This window comes from Mesorhizobium sp. ISC11 (assembly GCF_037162595.1).
Lineage (GTDB): Bacteria > Pseudomonadota > Alphaproteobacteria > Rhizobiales > Rhizobiaceae > Mesorhizobium > Mesorhizobium ciceri.
Genome location: NZ_JAVSPW010000001.1, coordinates 5,973,870 through 5,991,184, shown reverse-complemented (window position 1 = coordinate 5,991,184; position 17,315 = coordinate 5,973,870). Strand labels below are relative to the sequence as shown.

The 17,315-nt window shown below is 62.5% G+C and carries 23 protein-coding genes; 13 read left to right on the top strand and 10 right to left on the bottom strand.

The genetic code is table 11. The features are described 5' to 3' along the window. The first annotated feature begins 86 nt into the window (after nt 1–86). The 3 genes from RPF88_RS28995 to RPF88_RS28985 all read left to right on the top strand — a co-directional run bounded on the left by RPF88_RS28995 (nt 87) and on the right by RPF88_RS28985 (nt 1,504). Nucleotides 87–701, top strand: a complete 615-nt coding sequence (locus RPF88_RS28995) for a LysE family translocator (RefSeq protein WP_013529595.1) — start codon at nt 87–89, stop codon at nt 699–701. A 185-nt stretch (nt 702–886) separates the two neighbouring features. Next, entirely contained in the window at nt 887–1,123 is a 237-nt protein-coding gene (locus RPF88_RS28990) for a hypothetical protein (RefSeq protein WP_337123621.1), read from the top strand. Nucleotides 1,124–1,126: 3 nt separating this feature from the next. Further along, a complete protein-coding gene (locus RPF88_RS28985; protein ID WP_027161330.1) occupies nt 1,127–1,504 on the top strand; it encodes a hypothetical protein in 378 nt (125 codons plus the stop codon). A 36-nt stretch (nt 1,505–1,540) separates the two neighbouring features. Here the strand turns inward: RPF88_RS28985 and RPF88_RS28980 are convergent, their stop codons facing one another. Beyond that, complete coding sequence (locus RPF88_RS28980) at nt 1,541–2,485, bottom strand: nucleoside hydrolase (protein WP_063170333.1); 945 nt, start codon at nt 2,483–2,485, stop codon at nt 1,541–1,543. Between the two features lie 315 nt (nt 2,486–2,800). Between RPF88_RS28980 and RPF88_RS28975 the strand changes: the two genes are divergently transcribed. After that, the gene (locus RPF88_RS28975) at nt 2,801–3,226 is read left to right on the top strand and encodes an Hsp20 family protein (RefSeq protein WP_013529591.1); all 426 of its coding nucleotides are present in this window, start codon (nt 2,801–2,803) and stop codon (nt 3,224–3,226) included. A 65-nt stretch (nt 3,227–3,291) separates the two neighbouring features. Next, nucleotides 3,292–3,546 (top strand): DUF1150 family protein, encoded by a 255-nt coding sequence (locus RPF88_RS28970; RefSeq protein ID WP_013529590.1) that lies wholly within the window; start codon nt 3,292–3,294, stop codon nt 3,544–3,546. Nucleotides 3,547–3,637: 91 nt separating this feature from the next. On the opposite strand, the gene ptsN is transcribed toward RPF88_RS28970, so the two are convergent. The 6 genes from ptsN to lptC all read right to left on the bottom strand — a co-directional run bounded on the left by ptsN (nt 3,638) and on the right by lptC (nt 8,899). Next, a complete protein-coding gene (gene ptsN, locus RPF88_RS28965; RefSeq protein ID WP_013529589.1) occupies nt 3,638–4,102 on the bottom strand; it encodes a PTS IIA-like nitrogen regulatory protein PtsN in 465 nt (154 codons plus the stop codon). A gap of 121 nt (nt 4,103–4,223) precedes the next feature. Next, entirely contained in the window at nt 4,224–4,808 is a 585-nt protein-coding gene (hpf, locus tag RPF88_RS28960; RefSeq protein ID WP_013529588.1) for a ribosome hibernation-promoting factor, HPF/YfiA family, read from the bottom strand. A 265-nt stretch (nt 4,809–5,073) separates the two neighbouring features. After that, nucleotides 5,074–6,600: an RNA polymerase factor sigma-54 gene (gene rpoN, locus RPF88_RS28955; RefSeq protein ID WP_027161329.1), complete on the bottom strand. Its 1,527-nt coding sequence runs from the start codon at nt 6,598–6,600 to the stop codon at nt 5,074–5,076. A gap of 199 nt (nt 6,601–6,799) precedes the next feature. Next, nucleotides 6,800–7,618 carry an LPS export ABC transporter ATP-binding protein gene (lptB, locus tag RPF88_RS28950; RefSeq protein ID WP_013529586.1) on the bottom strand — a complete coding sequence of 273 codons (819 nt, stop codon included), beginning with the start codon at nt 7,616–7,618 and terminating at the stop codon, nt 6,800–6,802. Beyond that, the gene (locus RPF88_RS28945) at nt 7,618–8,199 is read right to left on the bottom strand and encodes an LptA/OstA family protein (RefSeq protein WP_013529585.1); all 582 of its coding nucleotides are present in this window, start codon (nt 8,197–8,199) and stop codon (nt 7,618–7,620) included. The genes lptB and RPF88_RS28945 overlap by 1 nt, the downstream gene beginning before the upstream one ends. Further along, nucleotides 8,186–8,899 carry an LPS export ABC transporter periplasmic protein LptC gene (gene lptC, locus RPF88_RS28940; protein WP_013529584.1) on the bottom strand — a complete coding sequence of 238 codons (714 nt, stop codon included), beginning with the start codon at nt 8,897–8,899 and terminating at the stop codon, nt 8,186–8,188. The genes RPF88_RS28945 and lptC overlap by 14 nt, the downstream gene beginning before the upstream one ends. A 404-nt stretch (nt 8,900–9,303) precedes the next feature. Here lptC and sppA point away from each other — a divergent pair, with 404 nt between their 5' ends. The 4 genes from sppA to RPF88_RS28920 all read left to right on the top strand — a co-directional run bounded on the left by sppA (nt 9,304) and on the right by RPF88_RS28920 (nt 12,044). After that, on the top strand, nt 9,304–10,260 hold the full coding sequence (gene sppA / locus RPF88_RS28935) for a signal peptide peptidase SppA (protein ID WP_337123620.1): 957 nt from the start codon (nt 9,304–9,306) through the stop codon (nt 10,258–10,260). An 82-nt stretch (nt 10,261–10,342) separates the two neighbouring features. Continuing rightward, nucleotides 10,343–10,627: an integration host factor subunit beta gene (locus tag RPF88_RS28930; protein ID WP_006200394.1), complete on the top strand. Its 285-nt coding sequence runs from the start codon at nt 10,343–10,345 to the stop codon at nt 10,625–10,627. A 57-nt stretch (nt 10,628–10,684) separates the two neighbouring features. Beyond that, nucleotides 10,685–11,041 carry a DUF1049 domain-containing protein gene (locus tag RPF88_RS28925; protein ID WP_024502826.1) on the top strand — a complete coding sequence of 119 codons (357 nt, stop codon included), beginning with the start codon at nt 10,685–10,687 and terminating at the stop codon, nt 11,039–11,041. A gap of 37 nt (nt 11,042–11,078) precedes the next feature. Continuing rightward, nucleotides 11,079–12,044 carry an ornithine cyclodeaminase family protein gene (locus tag RPF88_RS28920; protein ID WP_063173091.1) on the top strand — a complete coding sequence of 322 codons (966 nt, stop codon included), beginning with the start codon at nt 11,079–11,081 and terminating at the stop codon, nt 12,042–12,044. On the opposite strand, the gene RPF88_RS28915 is transcribed toward RPF88_RS28920, so the two are convergent. From RPF88_RS28915 to RPF88_RS28905, 3 genes are all read right to left on the bottom strand, one after another. Further along, nucleotides 12,041–12,478 (bottom strand): EVE domain-containing protein, encoded by a 438-nt coding sequence (locus tag RPF88_RS28915; protein WP_337123619.1) that lies wholly within the window; start codon nt 12,476–12,478, stop codon nt 12,041–12,043. The genes RPF88_RS28920 and RPF88_RS28915 overlap by 4 nt on opposite strands. Further along, the gene (locus RPF88_RS28910) at nt 12,475–12,870 is read right to left on the bottom strand and encodes a VOC family protein (RefSeq protein ID WP_013529579.1); all 396 of its coding nucleotides are present in this window, start codon (nt 12,868–12,870) and stop codon (nt 12,475–12,477) included. The genes RPF88_RS28915 and RPF88_RS28910 overlap by 4 nt, the downstream gene beginning before the upstream one ends. A 71-nt stretch (nt 12,871–12,941) precedes the next feature. Then, nucleotides 12,942–13,634, bottom strand: coding sequence for a helix-turn-helix transcriptional regulator (locus tag RPF88_RS28905; RefSeq protein WP_013529578.1), 693 nt, complete (start codon nt 13,632–13,634; stop codon nt 12,942–12,944). A 136-nt stretch (nt 13,635–13,770) separates the two neighbouring features. Between RPF88_RS28905 and RPF88_RS28900 the strand changes: the two genes are divergently transcribed. Genes RPF88_RS28900 through acuI form a run of 4 tightly spaced genes read left to right on the top strand, consistent with a single transcriptional unit; the run spans nt 13,771 to nt 17,264 of the window. After that, nucleotides 13,771–14,865: a class I SAM-dependent rRNA methyltransferase gene (locus RPF88_RS28900; protein WP_063169011.1), complete on the top strand. Its 1,095-nt coding sequence runs from the start codon at nt 13,771–13,773 to the stop codon at nt 14,863–14,865. Continuing rightward, nucleotides 14,862–15,719 (top strand): TrmH family RNA methyltransferase, encoded by an 858-nt coding sequence (locus RPF88_RS28895; RefSeq protein WP_063169012.1) that lies wholly within the window; start codon nt 14,862–14,864, stop codon nt 15,717–15,719. The genes RPF88_RS28900 and RPF88_RS28895 overlap by 4 nt, the downstream gene beginning before the upstream one ends. Before the next feature lie 13 nt (nt 15,720–15,732). Next, on the top strand, nt 15,733–16,221 hold the full coding sequence (lspA, locus tag RPF88_RS28890; protein ID WP_013529575.1) for a signal peptidase II: 489 nt from the start codon (nt 15,733–15,735) through the stop codon (nt 16,219–16,221). 53 nt (nt 16,222–16,274) lie between these two features. Beyond that, nucleotides 16,275–17,264 (top strand): acrylyl-CoA reductase (NADPH), encoded by a 990-nt coding sequence (gene acuI, locus RPF88_RS28885; RefSeq protein WP_013529574.1) that lies wholly within the window; start codon nt 16,275–16,277, stop codon nt 17,262–17,264. The last annotated feature ends 51 nt before the right edge of the window (nt 17,265–17,315 follow it).

Sequence of the window (17,315 nt, the reverse complement as noted above, 5' to 3'; positions counted from 1 at the left end):
TTCGCGCACCGGCTTGCATCGCTATCGCCGCCATGCATTGATTATCCTCAGCCGCGCCGCCTCGGCGGTATTCCTGGGGAAAAAGCATGTCGCTCGAACTCTACGCCGCCTATGTCCTCGCTTGCATCGTCATTATCCTGGTGCCCGGTCCGACGGTCACGCTGATCATTGCCAACAGCATCCGCCATGGCTCGCGCGCCGGCCTCGCCAACGTCGCCGGCACGCAGGCCGGGCTTGCCGTGATGATCGCCATCGTCGGCATCGGCCTCAACACGCTGATCGCAGGCATGGGCCACTGGTTCGAATGGGTACGGCTGATCGGTGCCGCCTATCTGATCTGGATGGGTGTGCAGATGTTCCGTTCCAAGGGCACGTTGAATGCCGATGGAACAGCGAGAAAGCCGCGCGGCGGCTTCTTCCTGCAGGGCCTGCTGGTGGCGCTGAGCAACCCCAAGACGCTGATTTTCTTCGGCGCCTTCTTTCCGCAGTTCATTTCGCCGCAAGGCAACTACTCGCTGCAGATCGCCGTCATGGGTCTGACCGCCATGATCTTCGCCGCCTTCTCGGATTCGACTTACGCGCTGGCCGCCGGCCGCGCCGGGCGCCTGCTGTCGGCCGGCCGCATCAAACTCCTGTCGAGGATCAGCGGCAGCTTCATGGTCGGCGGCGGCCTGTGGCTGGCGTTTTCGCGGTCGAAGTAAAGGCGGCCGAGCCGGCGCCGCAAGGAGTTGCAGCACCCTGGAATGGCAACAGATTGAAAGTGTGCTGTCCCACCACCACATGAATCTGGCTTGAGGGATTCATGTCTGTCTTTTGGACTTGGGATGGTTTGAAGAGGAACGCGCCTGGCGTGATCCTCTTTATTGGTGCGTTTGCGGTTATGATCATGTTGGCGGCAAACAAATGGATCAACGACGCCAGCCCGATCCGATCGGTCGACACAGTCGAGGCAAACGTCGAAAGTGTCCGGTTGGACCATGGCCGCGGCATATATCTGGTTTCTATCGAGAACGGTTCGTCTGTCCTTATCGATGACGATCACCCGCATCTGATCGGCTCGCGCACAAACATCGAACGCGTCACGCGCGACAATGGCTTCGTCTTCTACCGATTCGTGAATTGAATCATGGCAACAGTATCTTCTCTCAGAAACCGCCTGCTTCTGTTTCAGGCAGAATACCGAGACGCAGTCATTGGTGTCGTATTCTTCTGCGCACTGCCCCTGGCGGCGCTGATCCCGATTGCGATGAACCAGGACAATCCGGTTGTGGCAACTCAGCGTGTGATGGGCACTATCGAGTATGTGAGGTTAATGCCCATCAATCCGAAGATGGCTGCCGGGCGCGGGCTGTATTACACATACGATGTCCGCCTTGATGGCAACAACGCGGTGACATCCATCGATGATGAAGTGGGGATGCCGCACCTTGTCGGTTCGGTCATCCCCATCGAGCGGCAACATCATAAGCGCGGCGGAGACACCTATCGGTTTCTCAATGAGTGAAGACGCGTGCTCACAAGTTCAGTTCTGTTCTGGCGGTCAGTTAAGCCGCCCCAGCCTCTCCACCAGCAAGGCGAAAAACGCATCATGGTCGATGTCGCGCATCACCATGGCGTTCTTCGGCCGTTTGGTGACGCCCCACCAGTCGATCACGGTCATGCCCATGGTCAGTTCCGAGGCGGTTTCCACGCTGACGTTGCAGTTGCGGCCCTTGAACAGGTCCGGCTTCAACAGATAGGCGATGACGCAAGGATCGTGCAGCGGGCCACCGTCGGTGCCGTATTTCTCTTCATCGAAGCGCTCGAAGAACTCCAGCATCTCCGCGGTGGCGGTGCCGACCCTGGTGCCCAGCGCGCGGAAGGCCTGCGTGCGCTTGGCGGTGGTCAGCGCCTTGTGGGTGACGTCGAGCGGCATCATCACGATCGGAATGCCGGATTTGAGCACGACATCTGCGGCCTGCGGGTCGACATAGATGTTGAATTCGGCGGTCGGGGTGACATTGCCGCCTTCGAAGAAGCCGCCGCCCATCAGCACGATTTCCTTGATGCGCGGTGCAATGCGCGGCTCGCGGATCAGCGCCAGCGCAATGTTGGTGAGCGGGCCGAGCGCGCAAAGCGTGATCGTGCCGCTTTCTTCGCTCATCAGCGTCTCGACGATGAAATCGACCGCGTACTGGTCCTGCAGCTTCATCGTCGGTTCGGGCAATTGCGGACCGTTGAGGCCGGTCTTGCCATGCACTTCCTCGGCGGTGACCAGTTCGCGCGTCAGGGGCCGGATGGCACCGGCATAGACCTTGATGTCCGGGCGGCCGGCCAGCTCGCAGATCTTGCGGGCATTCTTTTCGGTAAGCTTCAGCGGCACGTTGCCGGCAACGGCTGATATGCCGACGATCTCCAGTTCGGAGCTGCCGAGCGCCAGCAATATGGCGACGGCATCATCCTGGCCGGGATCCGTGTCGATGATGATCTTGCGTGACTGGGGCATTTCAATTCCTTGTGTGGCGAGGTCGTGGACTTGCATCGATCCGATCGGAACATCCAAATGACGCCGAAGCGGCCGCGAGCTGCCAGGCCGAACCGCTCGACCGGGGAAGACAATCCCGACCCGCGCGCTTTTCCTTGCATCTGCTCGCCGTTTCAAGCGCCATGTCTGTCATTCCTGTGAGTCCACGGCCTGGTCTTTTTGGGCGGGTCTGTTGACGGCTTGAACTTGGTCGCGGGGCGGACCATATCAAGGCCATCGGGAAAAATGCCATCTGGGTTTTTCCACTTTATGTCGCTCTTGAGAGGACAGTGTAACATGAGCCGAATGACGCCCTTTTCCAGCCCGCTTCTGCTTGGTTTCGACGCCATGGAAAAGACCCTGGAACGCCTGGCGAAGTCCGGTGACAGCTACCCTCCCTACAACATCGAACGCCTCAGCGGCGCCGACGGCAAAACCGAAAGGTTGCGCATCACATTGGCGGTCGCCGGTTTCGCCGAAAGCGATCTCGATGTCACCACGGAGGAAAACCAGTTGGTCGTGCGCGGCCGTCAGACCGACGACACCGAGCGCGAATTTCTTCATCGCGGCATCGCCGCGCGCCAGTTCCAGCGCTGTTTCGTGCTGGCCGACGGCATGCGGGTGATCGCAGCGGAGTTGAAGAACGGCCTTTTGGCGATCGACCTCGATCGGCCGGAGTCCGAACGGCTGGTACGGAAAATAAACATATCGGTGAAAGACTGATCTTTACCGATGGCTCTCATGCGGGATGGCCTTGAGCGGCGTCCTCGCGCCAAGGAGGCTTTGAAATGACCAGAACTGAAACTATCACCATGACCAATGGCGAATTCGCTCATCTCGGCGAGGGCTCGGTCGCTTATCTCAGAAAGGTCTCGAGCGACGAATTGCTCGGCCGTTTCCCCAATCTCGGCGAAATCGCTCCCGGCATGGAACTGTGGGCGCTGTTTGCCGCCAATGGCCAGCCGATCCTGCTTTCCGACGCGCGTGACCGCGCACTGGCGGGTGCCATGGAAAACGACCTGACCACGGTCGCCATCCACTAAGGCCCAGCGCGCCGCCCTGTTAGGCGCGACCAGCAGGCTCAAACGCATAGGGCCGCCCGTGGCGGCCCTTGAATGTCGTCTCACCAGAAAATCAGGCCGCGTGCGAGGCCTGGGTGTCCGATAAAAGCGCGTGGATAGCCGCGGCGTCACGCGTACCCCTGATCTTGGCCACCGTGTCGGCGTCACGCAGCACTCGCGCGATGCGCGACAGTGCCTTGAGGTGATCGGCGCCCGCCCCTTCCGGCGCCAGCAGCAGAAACACCAGATCGACGGGCTGATCGTCCAGCGATTCGAAATCGACAGGCGTCTCCAGCCGGGCGAAAACACCTGCGATGCGCTTCACGCCGGCCAGCTTGCCGTGCGGGATGGCGATGCCGTTGCCGACGCCGGTCGAACCCAGCCGCTCACGCTGCAGGATGGTGTCGAACACCTCCCGCTCCGGAATGCCGGAAATCGCCGCCGCCCGTTCGGACAACAATTGCAGCAGCTGCTTCTTGGAGTTCGCCTTCAACGCCGGCAATATCGCCGGAACGTTGATAAGATCGCTCAGATCCATGCTTGAAAATCCCTTGTTCGCCTGCCGTCACCAGTCCTCACCCCTCGTGCGGCCGGCTCTTATCCCAGTGCGACCTCGTCGTCACCGTGCGACCCTTGTCGTCACCGTGCGACCGTTGTCGTCACGCTTGTGCGACCTTGGTCGTCGACGGGTCGATCCAACCGATATTTCCATCGGGTCGGCGATAGACGATGTTGAGATGGTCGGTTCCCGCGTTGCGGAAGACGAAGACCGGGCTGTCCTTGGTGTCGAGCTCGATGACCGCCGACGCCACCGACATGGTCTTCAGCGTCATGGTTGATTCGGCGACGATGGCCGGCGCGAAATTCTCCGGAATGTCCTCGTCGTCATCGGCAAGCGGCGCCATCACCGTGTAGGCTATGTCGGTCGGTTGGCCGTTGGCGGCGCCCGAATTGTGCGATTTCAGCCGGCGCTTGTAGCGCCTCAGGCGGGTTTCCAGACGGTCCGCCGCCGCCTCGAAGGCAAGCGTCGGATCCTGGGCATCGCCGGTGGCCTGCAGCGAAGCGCCGGAATCCAGCCGGATCATGCAATCCGCCGAATAGCGCGAACCCGATTTGATGACCGTGACATGTCCGGCAAAGCCGCGATCGAAATATTTGCCGATCGCTTCGCCGACACGATCGTTGATGCGTGTCCGAAACGCATCGCCGATGTCCATGTGTTTTCCCGATATGCGCAGATTCATCTGAAAACTGACCTTCCTTGCTCAGGCTTCAAACTGGCCCGAGTTTATACTCGTGATCCGTGCGCACAAGCTTTGCGGCGTCACTTGCGCCGATTTTAAATCCAGACTTTCCGGTTGATCACAAGCCGCCCTTTGACCGTCCCGAGGCCAACGTCGTGACGGACCATCCGCATGCGGGCATCTAGCCCGTCTCATGCGGGCGGGCTTCTAGCCAGTTCACCGCGGCTTGTCAATGAAGTGCTGGCTTGTGGAAAATCGACCCGCCTCAGCGCCCGGCGCTGGCCATCGCACGTTTCTCGCGCCGGCGCTGCACCGAGGAGGGGATATTCATGCCTTCCCGGTACTTGGCGACCGTACGCCTTGCAATGTCGACGCCACTTTCGCGCAACATGTCGACGATTGCATCGTCGGAAAGCACGTCGACGGGCTTCTCCTCGTCGATCAACTGCTTGATGCGGTCACGCACGGCTTCCGAGGAGTGCGCATCGCCGCCGCCCGATGCGGCGATCGAGGCGGTGAAGAAGTAGCGAAGCTCGAACACGCCGCGCGGCGTCAGCATGTATTTATTGGCTGTGACCCGGCTGACGGTCGATTCGTGCATGCCGATGGCGTCGGCCACAGTGCGCAGATTGAGCGGCTTCAGCTGCCGCACGCCATGGACGAGGAAGGCGTCCTGCTGGCGAACGATTTCCGAGGCGACCTTGAGGATGGTCTTTGCCCGCTGGTCGAGGCTGCGCGTCAGCCAGTTGGCGTTCTGCAGGCATTCGGCCAGAAAATCCTTTTCCGCCTGGTTCTTGGCCTGCGGAGAGACCTGGGCGAAATAGATATGGTCGACCAACACCCGCGGCAGCGTTTCGGCATTGAGTTCGACCGTCCAGCTGCCGTCATTGGCCGCGCGTACCTCCACATCGGCGACGATCGCGTCGCTGGCGCCGCCCGAAAACGCCATGCCCGGCCGGGGATCGAGCGCCCGGATTTCGGCCAGCATGTCGAGCAGATCCTCCTCGTCGACACCGCAGATCCGTTTCAATGCGTGAAAGTCGCGCCGTGCCAGGAGTTCGAGATTGGCGACCAGCGCCTTCATCGCCGGATCGAGCCGGCTCCGCACGGCAAGCTGCAGCGACAGGCATTCGGCCAGGTCGCGGGCAAACAGGCCGGCCGGCTCGAAGGTCTGACACACCGCCAGCACCTTCGCCACGGCGGCGGCATCCGCACCGAGACGAGCGGCGATCTCTGCCAGATCGGCACGCAGATAGCCGGTCTCGTCAAGGCCGTCGGCGAGGTCGGCGGCGATCAGACGTGCAGCCGGATCGGCGAAGGCTAGCGCCACCTGTTCACCGACATGGTCGCGCAGCGTGATCGCAGCAGTCGCCATATCGCCGGCGTCAAACCACTCGGATGAGGAACCCGCGCCATTGCCGGAAGCCGATTTCCATTGCGCCGTCAGGTCGGGACCGAGCCGCTCGCTGGTGCCCGGGTCGTCGGGAAACAGGTTTTCCAGCGACGTGTCGAGCTTGTCCGAGATCGCCTCGGCGCTCCACTGCGTCTCGTTTTCGAACCAGTCGCCTTCGGTGGTGGCTTGCGGCTCCGCCTCGATCTTCTGCGCCTGGTCGCTGGCGGCATCGTCCTGCGGCTCGGCGCGCTCCAGCAGTGGATTGCGCTCGATTTCCTCGTCGATGAAATGCTCGAGCTCGACATGGGTGAACTGCAGCAGCCGAATCGACTGCATCAGTTGCGGCGTCATCACCAGCGACTGCGATTGTCGTAGCTGTAGTTTGGCCGCCAACGCCATGGTTCGGTTTCAAACGCCTCGTCTACGCATCCGGACTTCCGGAAAGGAATTTTGCAGCCGGCCATAAAAACTGGCCCGGCTTTTGCTTGTCAAGGCAATTGGTAGCAAAACTCGCTTACCGGAGCGTTATCTCGGAGCAAAATCGACGAAAAAGCGCCGCGCGAGCCGCAAAAATCGTGTCAGGAAACAAATTTCACGCTCAGAGGGTGAAACCCTCGCCGAGGTAAAGTCGCCGCACATCCGGGTTTGCCACCACTTCGTCGGCCCTTCCATGGGTCAGCACCTGGCCGGCATGGATGATGTAGGCGCGGTCGATGAGGCCGAGCGTTTCGCGCACATTGTGATCGGTGATGAGGACGCCGATGCCGCGCGCCGTCAGGTGGCGCACCAGTTGCTGGATATCCGCGACGGCGATCGGATCGATGCCGGCGAAAGGCTCGTCGAGCAGCATGTAGGCCGGACGCGTCGCCAGCGCTCGCGCGATTTCCAAGCGTCGCCGCTCGCCGCCCGAAAGCGACATGGATGGCGCCTTGCGCAGATGGCTGATGTGGAATTCCTCGAGCAGTTCGTCGAGATTGCGCTCGCGCACCTTGCGGTCCTTTTCGACCACTTCCAGCACGGCGCGGATATTCTGCTCGACATTGAGGCCGCGGAAGATCGATGCTTCCTGCGGCAGATAGCCGATGCCGAGGCGTGCGCGACGGTACATCGGCATCGACGTGACATCGAAGCCGTCGATCTCGATCGTGCCTTCATCCACCGGCACCAGGCCGGTAACCATATAGAAACAGGTCGTTTTGCCGGCGCCGTTGGGGCCGAGCAGTCCAACGGCCTCTCCGGCGCGCACGCCGATGGTGACGCCGCTGACGACCTTGCGGCCCTTGTAGCTCTTGGTCAGCCCCTTGGCGATCAGGGTTCCCTTGAACTTTCCCGCATCGACGGTCACCGTGGCCGGCGCCGAAAGCTTGCCGGCGGCCCGTCCCGGAAGACGCGCCGTCAGCGACGACAGGCTGGCCATCAGGGGTTCGTCGCTCCCGATTTCGGCGGCGGCGTGATCGACATCTGGACACGTTGCCCAGCGCATGGATCCACCTGAGCCAGCCCGCTTTTCATCTGCACGGTAAGCTTGCAGCCCACCAGAACGTTGTCGTTTTGCGACAGAACGACCTTTTTGCCCGAAAGCACCAGCACCTGGCTCTTCATATCGAAGCTGCCTTGATCGCCGGTCGCGATCTGCGCATCCGACTTGATATAGACCTTGTCGGAGATCTCCAGGTGGTCGATGTTGGCCGAGCCCGTCATCGCCGCACCCGCGGCCTCCGTGCCCTTGGCAGCGGCGTTGGGGTCCTTGACGTAGTAGACCGTCATCTTGCCGGCCTTCATCAATGTCGGCCCCTGGACGACGCTGACATTGCCCGTGAAGATGGCGACACTGTCGGCCTGGCGGACTTCCAGCTTGTCGCTCTCGATCTGGATCGGCTTGTCGCCGGACAGTTTGAGGCCTGATTGACTGGTCGTCTGCGCCCATGACGGCACGAGTCCGAGCAGCAGCAACGCTGAAGTTGCAGCCGCGAGCCGCGTCGAACTACTGAGCCGCATTGGTTTCTCCGCTGTTTCCCTGTGCCGCCTTCAGGGCGGCGGAATCGATGTTGACGCGCACTTTGTTCTCGAAAACCAGAATCTTGCCATTGTCCTGAACCGACATCGTATCCGCCGTGATCCGCGACCCGCCACGGCTGACATCGACGGGATCTCCTGTCTTCATAGTGCCTTTGCCCATGTCGAGGAAGACCGATTTGAACTTGGCCTGCATGCCGTCGGTCGTGGTGATCGTCACGTCGCTGGTCAGGTTCATCGTATTGCCGTCGCGATCGTAGGTGCCGTGCGAGGCCTTGACCGCCGCCACATTGTCGGACGCGATCGGCACCTTCGCGTCGATGCCTTCCAGCTCGATGATACCTTGCGTGCTGACATCCTGAATGGCACGCAGCGCCGTCATCGAATAAGGCTGCTTCTGCTTGGTGAAACCGTTGAGCTTGGGATTGGCCATCACCAGCTTGCCGTTGGAAAAGGCAGTGCCTTCCGCCTGAATCTTCACCGAGACGGGTGCGGCGAGATAGGAGTAGACCGGGAAAGCGACCGCTATCAGTGCTGCGGCCACCGGCACGGCAAATTTGAGAACGCGCACGCGGCGCGAATGACGCTGTGCACGGTCGAAAGCATCGCCGCGCGTCCGGCCGTCCGCCGGGGGAGCCAACACCGCCTCGGCGTCGGTCGGTTCAATCGGTCGCGCTAACATTCACTGCTTTCTTCTAACCCTGCCCGCCCTCGGGCACCGCCTATAGGTGGGACGCCGGCGCTTTCAAGCAAGCACAAGCCCACGAAAACTGCAAAAATGTGACAGCCGCCTTTGTACAGACGAAAACGAAGTCCGCACAACTGCGTGTTCTCCATAGCAGAAACAGACACGCGGCGTAAAATTTATCAGCCATCGGTCTCGTCGCCCGACCTGGTGGCGATTGCACGAATATGTGAGCAGACCGACGCCTGGAGAGGGCCCGACCCGGCCCCGTCGACTGCCGACGCGGATAGCCACCTCACGTCCAGGCGCCGACTTGTCTCGCCATGCGCAAAAGAGAACTGCTTCCAGATGGGAGGATCATGGTCTAAAAGCGTCTCCTCCCGCCGACTGAAAGGCTGACCATGGCACTGAGAGCCGACGACCTGATCGACCGCCGCCGTTTGCGGCGCAAGCTGACATTCTGGCGCGTCGTCGCCATAGGCATCATAGCCCTTGGGGTGATTGCGCTTTCAACCTGGTTCTATGGCGACGATTTCGGCGGCTCGACGGTCGACCATATTGCCAAGGTCAAGATCGAAGGCACGATCACCGAGGACGAGGAACTGATCAAGCGGCTGGAAACCATCCGTCTTTCATCGAAGGTGAAAGGCGTGATCCTGTCGATCGATTCGCCTGGCGGCACCACCGTTGGCGGTGAATCGATCTATGAAGAAGTGCGCAAGCTGGCCGCCGACAAGCCGGTGGTGGCGGAAGTCGGCACGCTCGCCGCATCGGCGGGCTATATGATCGCCAGTGCCGCAGATCACATCGTTGCCCGCAAGACCTCGATCGTCGGCTCGATCGGCGTGCTGATCCAGTATCCCGACGTCAGCGGCCTGATGGACAAACTCGGCGTCAAGCTGGAGGAGGTGAAATCCTCGCCGCTGAAAGCCGCGCCCTCTCCCTTCAAGCCGACCAATGACGACGAGCGCGCCATGGTTCGCAAGCTCATCCTCGACAGTTACAACTGGTTCGTCGACATCGTCGCCGAACGCCGCAAGATGAGCCGCGAACAAGCGCTGGTGCTTGCCGACGGCTCGATATTCACCGGTCGCCAGGGCGTTGCCAACGGGCTGATCGACGCCGTCGGCGGCGAGGCCGTGGCGGTCGACTGGCTGGCGACCAAGGGCGTCGATGCCAAGCTCAAGGTCGTCGAGTGGAAGGATACCGAACGACGCGGCGGCTTCCTGTTCTCGAAAGCGATGGCGCAAACGATCGGCAGTGCGCTCGGCCTGCCCGCCTACAGCAGCGACGTCATCCATGAACTCGGAGCCGACCGCTTGTTTCTTGACGGTCTCGTTTCCGTCTGGCACCCTTGAGAAGCCGTTTGGGGCAAGTGAAAAAAGCAAATAAAATCATCCTCATAATTTTGACCGCACTGCTTTCACGGGGACCCGTCTCATGATCAAGTCCGAACTTGTGCAGATTATTGCCACGCGCAATCCGCATCTTTTCCTGCGCGACGTCGAAAACATCGTCGGCGCGATCTTTGATGAAATCACCGACGCCCTTGCCGAAGGCAACCGGGTCGAGTTGCGTGGCTTCGGCGCTTTTTCGGTGAAAAATCGTCCCGCCCGCACCGGACGCAATCCGCGCACCGGCGAATCCGTCGAGGTCGAGGAGAAATGGGTGCCGTTCTTCAAGACCGGCAAGGAACTGCGTGAAAGGCTGAACGGCGGCAAGTAGGCGCGACGTCAGCGCCTGACGGCCTTTCGGACAGGCCAGCTTCCGACGGAAAACATCATGTTCAATCGCTTCATCCTTATCGCGATCTTCGTGCCCCTGGCGATCATCCTGATCGCACTCGCTGTCGCCAACCGCGAACTGGTCGCCTTCACGCTGGACCCGTTCAATCCCGGCAATCCGAAGCTGACCCTGACTTTGCCGCTGTTCATCTTCCTGTTCCTGGCGCTCGCCATCGGCATGATCGTCGGCAGTCTGGCTACGTGGGTCAAACAGGGTCGCTATCGCAAGCTGGCGCGCCAGCGCGGCGTCGAAGCCGAGAACCTGCGCCAGGCGGTCAGCCGTGCGCCGGCGGTATCACAAAGCCAGGCACCGGGGTCCGCCCAAGGGGCAGCATTGCCGAAGCCGACCGCTTGAGCCGCCAATCGGCGGTTTTGTCCTCACGGAGTTTTTCATGCTGACCATTTCGGCCGCAGAGGTCGACCATGCGCTGACCTTTCCCGGACTGGTCGAGACGCTGCGCATGGCGTTTCGCGACGGTGCGGTGCAGCCGGTCAGGCATCATCATACGATCGAGCGGCCCGATGGTGCCGCCTCCACACTGCTTTTGATGCCGGCCTGGACCGATCTCAACGCGGCCGGCACGTCGGCCGGCGGTCACGTCGGCGTCAAGATCGTCACCGTGTCGCCCGACAACAATGCCATCGGCAAGCCCGCGGTGATGGGGCTCTATCTTCTGCTCAACGGCGCCACCGGCGAACCCGAGGCCCTGATCGACGGCCAGCGGCTGACACAATGGCGCACCGCCTGTGCTTCGGCGCTCGCGGCCTCCTATCTCGCCCGCGACGATGCCTCGCGGCTGCTTGTGGTCGGCGCCGGCGCGCTGTCGCCCTTCCTCGCCAAGGCACACTCGGCCGTGCGGCCCATCAAGACCATCCGCATCTGGAACCGCACCCCGGCCAATGCCGAGAAAGTCGCGGCCGATCTGTGCGCCCAGGGCTTCGCGGCCAGCGCGGCAAGCGATCTCGATACGGAGCTTGGGCAGGCCGACATCGTCTCCTCGGCGACGATCACGACCACGCCGTTGATCAAGGGCGCATTGTTGCGGCCGGGAACCCATGTCGACCTGGTCGGCGGCTTTACGCCGACGATGCGCGAGAGCGATGACGATGCGATCAGGCTTGCCCGCGTCTATGTCGACACCCGCGCCGGCGCCACCAAGGAAGCCGGCGACATCGTCCAACCGCTGACCTCCGGCGTGCTGAAACCGGAAGCCATCGTCGCCGATCTGCACGAATTGGCGCGCGGCCGGAAGAAGGGCCGCGAGAGCGCCGGTGAGATCACGCTGTTCAAGTCGGTCGGAGCGGCGCTCGAGGATCTTGCCGCCGGCATTGCCGTCTACAAGGCGCTCACGGCCTAGTTTACCGTTGCACCCATTTCGGCGCCCATCGCCTCGGCGATCACACGAAAATCGTGATCCCCGATTTCAAAAAGGCCAAAGCGAAGCTGATAACCCCAGTTCGACTTGGCCGCGGTGAAATCCAGCCTGTCGAGCAGCGGCTTGATCGGCGCTTCCTCGGCCTTGGCCCATACCACATCGCGGCGGAACGGCGTGAATCCGGCGCCCATATCGCCCTGATAAGGCTCGCCTTCCCGCACGATGCCTATCGCCGTGAAAGCCTGCAGGCCGTCTTTCTCGCCCAAAACAGTGGTCGGCGAATAGTAGACGACGCCATCACCGGGCTTGACGCGACGCAGCGGTGCCGCCTTGCCGTGGTTGACCTGCATGAAGCCGGCTGTGCGACCACGCCGGACATGCTCGGCCGACGCCACCGCTATCCAATACGCGCTCATTTCTGTTCCCCATTGGCCTGTTCCCCGTCGGACAGCCAGTAGACGCGCAGGCGATGATTATCGGGATCGAGCGCGACAAAAGTACGGCCGAAATCCATGTCGGTCGGCGTCTGCAGGATCTTCAGCCCGCGCCCGGACCAGTCGGCATGGGCGGCATCGACCGCATCGGGCGTATCCAGCGCAAACACGATTTCGGCGCCACCGCCTGACGTGGCGGCTGCCGGCTCCACCGTGTGGCGCGACCACAGGCCGAGCTTGAAGCCGGCATCGAGCACGAACAGCACGAAGGTCGGCGAACTTTCGACCGGCTCACGACCGAGCAGCGCGCTGTAGAAGGCACCGCTCTGCTGCGGCTGGTCGACATAGAGGATGACGAAATTCGGGGTGGCCATATCTGCTCTCCAAGGTTCGGTGTTTCGACTTGGCGAACATAAGATAGGCTACTGTCAGAATATGGCAGCAGTCATCGCGAACCACGCGGCTTGTCGAGCGTCGTCCGCCATTCCTTGAGCAGCGCCTGGCGACGACGCGGATAGCGCGTGTCCATTGCTTGGAGTTCGGCGATGCGATCGGCGCGAAAATGCCGGAAATCCTGCCGCATCTCGCACCACGCCACCACCACCCGCACCTTGTCGAAGAAGCCCAGCGCAAATGGCCAGACGACGCGCTGGGACGCGGCCCCGCCGGCATCGCGGTAGAGAAAGCCGAGCTTGCGCTCGTTGCGGATGGCCTGCCGCACCAGACCAAGGTCGATGCCCTCGGTGGCCGCGGCAGGAGGCCCGACCAGCAGTGTGCTCGCGTCAAGATCCTCGCGCAGATCGTCGGGCAGCACGGCTGCGATCTTGGCCAACGCGTTGGCGGCGGCGGCCGAGAGACGCTGGTCCGGCTGCCTGGCGACCCAGCGCGAGCCGAGCACAATGGCTTCGATCTCCTCGTCGCTGAACATCAGCGGCGGCAGCATGAAGCCGGGCTTGAGCACATAACCCAACCCCGCCTCACCCTCGATCGGCGCGCCCTGGCCCTGCAGCGTGGCGATGTCGCGGTAGAGCGTGCGGATCGAAACGCCCGTCTCGTCGGCAAGCATGTGCCCGCTCACCGGCCGGCGATGCCGGCGCAGGCACTGTATGAGATCGAGTAGGCGTTCGGAGCGGGACATCGAGCAGATTTGCCTGTTTCTTTGACATTGGTCCATCGCCGGCAGACATAAACCGGAGAGGCCGACCTGTCGGACTTGGTTGCGAAGCCGGTTGCCCTATGTCAAAAGCGGCCACGCCGTTCGGAGTTGCCCCCGCTTGAAGTCTTTTCGCGACAAACGCCGCGACAACCGTCCACATCCATCCGCCAAGAGTGCGGCGGACGTGTCACGCCCGCGTCCCGGCCAGGCTCCTGCCAGACCGGAAGCGCCACCGCGCGAGCGCCATGAGGCGAAGACGGAAAATCGTTCCGAACCGAACTCGGCGCCGCGCATCCTGGCCCGCCGCGAAGGCGCTCTGCCCGCTGAACATCTTCCCGTGATCCTGGAAGTGGCGCCCAATGCCGATTATGCGCTGCTCGACAGCGGCACCGGCCAGAAGCTCGAACAATATGGCCCCTACCGGATCGTGCGGCCAGAGGGCCAGGCGATCTGGCAAAAGGCCTTGCCGGCAAAGGAATGGGAGCGCGCCGACGCCGTCTTCACCGGAGACACCGACGAGGAGGGGATCGGCCGCTGGCGTTTCCCGAAGCTGCCGCTCGGCGAGACCTGGCCGATGAAGCATGACGGCATCGACTATCTCGGCCGTTTCACCTCGTTTCGCCATGTCGGCGTGTTTCCCGAGCAGGCCTCCCATTGGGATCACATGGCCGGGCTGATCGCGGCGGCGAAGCGGCCGGTCAAGGTTCTGAACCTGTTCGGCTATACCGGTCTCGCTTCCTTGGTGGCGGCTCGCGCCGGTGCCGAGGTCACCCATGTCGATGCCTCGAAGAAGGCGATCGGCTGGGCCCGCGAAAACCAGGAGATGGCCGGCCTCGGCAGCAAGCCGATCCGCTGGATCGTCGACGACGCGGTCAAATTCGCCGAGCGCGAGGAGCGCCGCGGCAGCCGCTACGATATCATTCTGTTCGACCCGCCGGCCTATGGCCGTGGCCCCAAGGGCGAGGTCTGGCAATTGTTCGAGGACCTGCCCGATTTGACCGACCTCTGCCGGGCGATCCTGACGCCGAAGCCGCTCGCCGTGGTGCTGACCGCCTATTCGATCCGCGCCTCCTTCTTCGCCATCCACGCCCTGATGCGCGATACCTTTGCCGGTATGGGCGGCAAGGTTGAATCGGGTGAGCTGATCATCCGCGAAAAGTCCGCCGGCCGGGCGCTATCGACCTCATTGTTTTCGCGTTGGGTGGCTGAATGAACGAGCGGCATGCAGGCGCACCCGGCCAGGTGAAGGAGGTCACCAGCCTCGCCAATCCGCTGGTCAAGGACATCAAGGCGCTCGCTCAGAAGAAATTCCGCGACCAGCAGAACGCCTTCATGGCCGAGGGATTGAAGCTGGTCATCGATGCGCTCGATCTCGGCTGGCAGATCAGGACATTGGTTTTCGCCAAGGCCGGGCGCGGCAACGCTGCGGTGGAGAAGGTGGCCGCACGCACGGTTGCCGCAGGCGGCATGGTGCTCGAAGTGTCGGAGAAGGTGCTGGTCGCCATCACCCGTCGCGACAACCCGCAAATGGTGGTCGGCGTCTTTTCGCAAAAATTCCTCGCCTTGAAGGATGTCCGCGCTGACAATGGCGACGTCTGGGTGGCGCTCGACCGGGTGCGCGACCCCGGCAATCTCGGCACCGTCATCCGCACCGTCGATGCCGTCGGCGCCAAAGGCGTCATCCTGGTCGGCGATACCACTGATCCATTCTCCGTGGAGACGGTGCGTGCCACCATGGGTTCGATCTTTGCCGTGCCGGTGGCGAAGGCGACAACCGAGGCTTTCCTCGCCTGGCGAGGCGGGTTTTCAGGCCTCGTCGCCGGAACCCACCTGAAAGGCGCCGTCGACTACCGCTCGGTCGACTTTTCCCGCGGGCCCGTGCTGCTGATGATGGGCAACGAGCAGCAGGGACTGCCCGAAAGCCTGGCTGCGAGTTGCGACAGGCTGCTCAGGATTCCGCAAGCGGGCCGTGCCGATTCGCTCAATCTGGCCGTTGCCACCGGCATCATGCTGTTCGAGATCCGGCGCGGCGCGCTGAAGCTCGAGTCAATCCTGGACCAGCAATGAAGGTTGTCTGCCCGTGAGATCATGGTCTCCCTACGCACTGCTCGTCGTCGCGGCCATCGCGCTCGACCAGTGGATAAAATACCTGGTCGAGGCCGATCTGCCTTTTCAGGAGAAGGTTGATCTGCTGCCCTTCCTGGCGCTGTTTCGCACCTACAATACCGGCATCGCCTTCTCGATGTTCTCGTCCTTCGGCGACACCGGGCTGATCGTCATTTCGCTCGCCGTCGTTGCCTTCGTGCTGTTCCTGGCGACGCGGATCGCGCCGTCCCAGATCCTTGCCCGCACCGGCTTTGCGCTGATCGTCGGCGGCGCGCTCGGCAATCTGATCGACCGCGCCGTCTACGGCCACGTCATCGACTACATCCTGTTCCACACGCCGGTCTGGTCCTTCGCCGTCTTCAACCTTGCCGACGCCTTCATTTCGGTTGGCGCGGCGTTGGTCGTCTTCGACGAGCTGGTCGGCTGGCGGCGCGAACCCAAAGCCAGTCCTTCCAAGGATTGACCCCGTGCGGCCATCGCCGCACAGTTCATGTCGTCAAGATCGCGGAGAAAGACATGTCCGAAACCTTCAAAGCCATCCTCGTTTCGCGTGACGCCGAGAAAAAGCAGTCGGTCGCCGTGACCGATCTCACCGAGGCCGACCTGATGGAAGGCGATGTCACCGTCGCGGTCGAGGCAACGACGGTGAACTACAAGGATGGCTTGGCGATCACAGGCAAGGCGCCGGTGATCCGCCGCTGGCCGCTGGTGCCGGGCATCGATTTCGCCGGCACCGTCATTTCGTCCTCGCATCCCGACTGGCGCGCCGGAGACAAGGTCGTGCTGAATGGCTGGGGCGTCGGCGAAACCCATTTCGGTGCCTATGCAGGCCGTGCCCGCGTCAAGGGCGACTGGCTGGTGCCGCTGCCGCAAGGCATCAGCCCGCATGACGCGATGGCCGTCGGCACCGCAGGATATACCGCCATGCTCTGTGTCATCGCCCTGGAGCGGCACGGCATCCTGCCCGATCGCGGCCCGGTGGTGGTGACGGGGGCAGCCGGCGGCGTCGGCTCGGTCGCGGTCTCCATCCTGTCCAGCCTCGGCTACCATGTCATTGCTTCCACCGGCCGCAATGCCGAAAGCCCCTTTCTGATGGACCTTGGCGCCGCCGAGGTGATCTCGCGCGAGGAGCTTGCCCAGCCGGCCAAGCCGCTGGCCAAGGAGCGCTGGGCCGGCGGTATTGATGCTGTCGGCAGCCACACGCTGGCCAATGTGCTCTCGATGACCTCCTATGGCGGCGCGGTCGCCGCCTGCGGCCTGGCCGGCGGCATGGACCTGCCGGCCAGCGTCGCGCCCTTCATCCTGCGCGGTGTCTCATTGCTCGGCATCGATTCAGTGATGGCGCCGAAAGCAGTCCGCCTCGAGGCATGGCGCCGCATCGGCACCGACCTCGATCTGCAGAAGCTCGCCAGCCTGTCCAGCACCATCGGGTTCGACGGCATCGTCGATGCCGCGCGCGATATCGTCGAGGGCAAGATCCGCGGCCGCGTCGTCGTGGATATGTGACTCCGCCCAACTGCCGGAAGGGCGGATGCAATCGCCAGATCTGGTGGCAAA

Excerpts from the sequence above, each read along its gene's own strand:
- lptB (WP_013529586.1), bottom strand. The coding sequence starts at position 7,618 with ATGGCCAGCCTGTCGTCGCTGACGGCGCGTCTTCCGGGACGGGCCGCC.
- RPF88_RS28985 (WP_027161330.1), top strand. The coding sequence starts at position 1,127 with ATGGCAACAGTATCTTCTCTCAGAAACCGCCTGCTTCTGTTTCAGGCA.
- RPF88_RS28995 (WP_013529595.1), top strand. The coding sequence starts at position 87 with ATGTCGCTCGAACTCTACGCCGCCTATGTCCTCGCTTGCATCGTCATT.
- RPF88_RS28915 (WP_337123619.1), bottom strand. The coding sequence starts at position 12,478 with ATGAGCGCGTATTGGATAGCGGTGGCGTCGGCCGAGCATGTCCGGCGT.
- ptsN (WP_013529589.1), bottom strand. The coding sequence starts at position 4,102 with ATGGATCTGAGCGATCTTATCAACGTTCCGGCGATATTGCCGGCGTTG.
- RPF88_RS28990 (WP_337123621.1), top strand. The coding sequence starts at position 887 with ATGTTGGCGGCAAACAAATGGATCAACGACGCCAGCCCGATCCGATCG.
- RPF88_RS28945 (WP_013529585.1), bottom strand. The coding sequence starts at position 8,199 with ATGCGGCTCAGTAGTTCGACGCGGCTCGCGGCTGCAACTTCAGCGTTG.
- RPF88_RS28975 (WP_013529591.1), top strand. The coding sequence starts at position 2,801 with ATGAGCCGAATGACGCCCTTTTCCAGCCCGCTTCTGCTTGGTTTCGAC.
- acuI (WP_013529574.1), top strand. The coding sequence starts at position 16,275 with ATGTCCGAAACCTTCAAAGCCATCCTCGTTTCGCGTGACGCCGAGAAA.
- RPF88_RS28895 (WP_063169012.1), top strand. The coding sequence starts at position 14,862 with ATGAACGAGCGGCATGCAGGCGCACCCGGCCAGGTGAAGGAGGTCACC.
- RPF88_RS28970 (WP_013529590.1), top strand. The coding sequence starts at position 3,292 with ATGACCAGAACTGAAACTATCACCATGACCAATGGCGAATTCGCTCAT.
- hpf (WP_013529588.1), bottom strand. The coding sequence starts at position 4,808 with ATGAATCTGCGCATATCGGGAAAACACATGGACATCGGCGATGCGTTT.
- RPF88_RS28905 (WP_013529578.1), bottom strand. The coding sequence starts at position 13,634 with ATGTCCCGCTCCGAACGCCTACTCGATCTCATACAGTGCCTGCGCCGG.
- sppA (WP_337123620.1), top strand. The coding sequence starts at position 9,304 with ATGGCACTGAGAGCCGACGACCTGATCGACCGCCGCCGTTTGCGGCGC.
- RPF88_RS28930 (WP_006200394.1), top strand. The coding sequence starts at position 10,343 with ATGATCAAGTCCGAACTTGTGCAGATTATTGCCACGCGCAATCCGCAT.
- RPF88_RS28925 (WP_024502826.1), top strand. The coding sequence starts at position 10,685 with ATGTTCAATCGCTTCATCCTTATCGCGATCTTCGTGCCCCTGGCGATC.
- RPF88_RS28910 (WP_013529579.1), bottom strand. The coding sequence starts at position 12,870 with ATGGCCACCCCGAATTTCGTCATCCTCTATGTCGACCAGCCGCAGCAG.
- RPF88_RS28980 (WP_063170333.1), bottom strand. The coding sequence starts at position 2,485 with ATGCCCCAGTCACGCAAGATCATCATCGACACGGATCCCGGCCAGGAT.
- rpoN (WP_027161329.1), bottom strand. The coding sequence starts at position 6,600 with ATGGCGTTGGCGGCCAAACTACAGCTACGACAATCGCAGTCGCTGGTG.
- lptC (WP_013529584.1), bottom strand. The coding sequence starts at position 8,899 with ATGTTAGCGCGACCGATTGAACCGACCGACGCCGAGGCGGTGTTGGCT.
- RPF88_RS28920 (WP_063173091.1), top strand. The coding sequence starts at position 11,079 with ATGCTGACCATTTCGGCCGCAGAGGTCGACCATGCGCTGACCTTTCCC.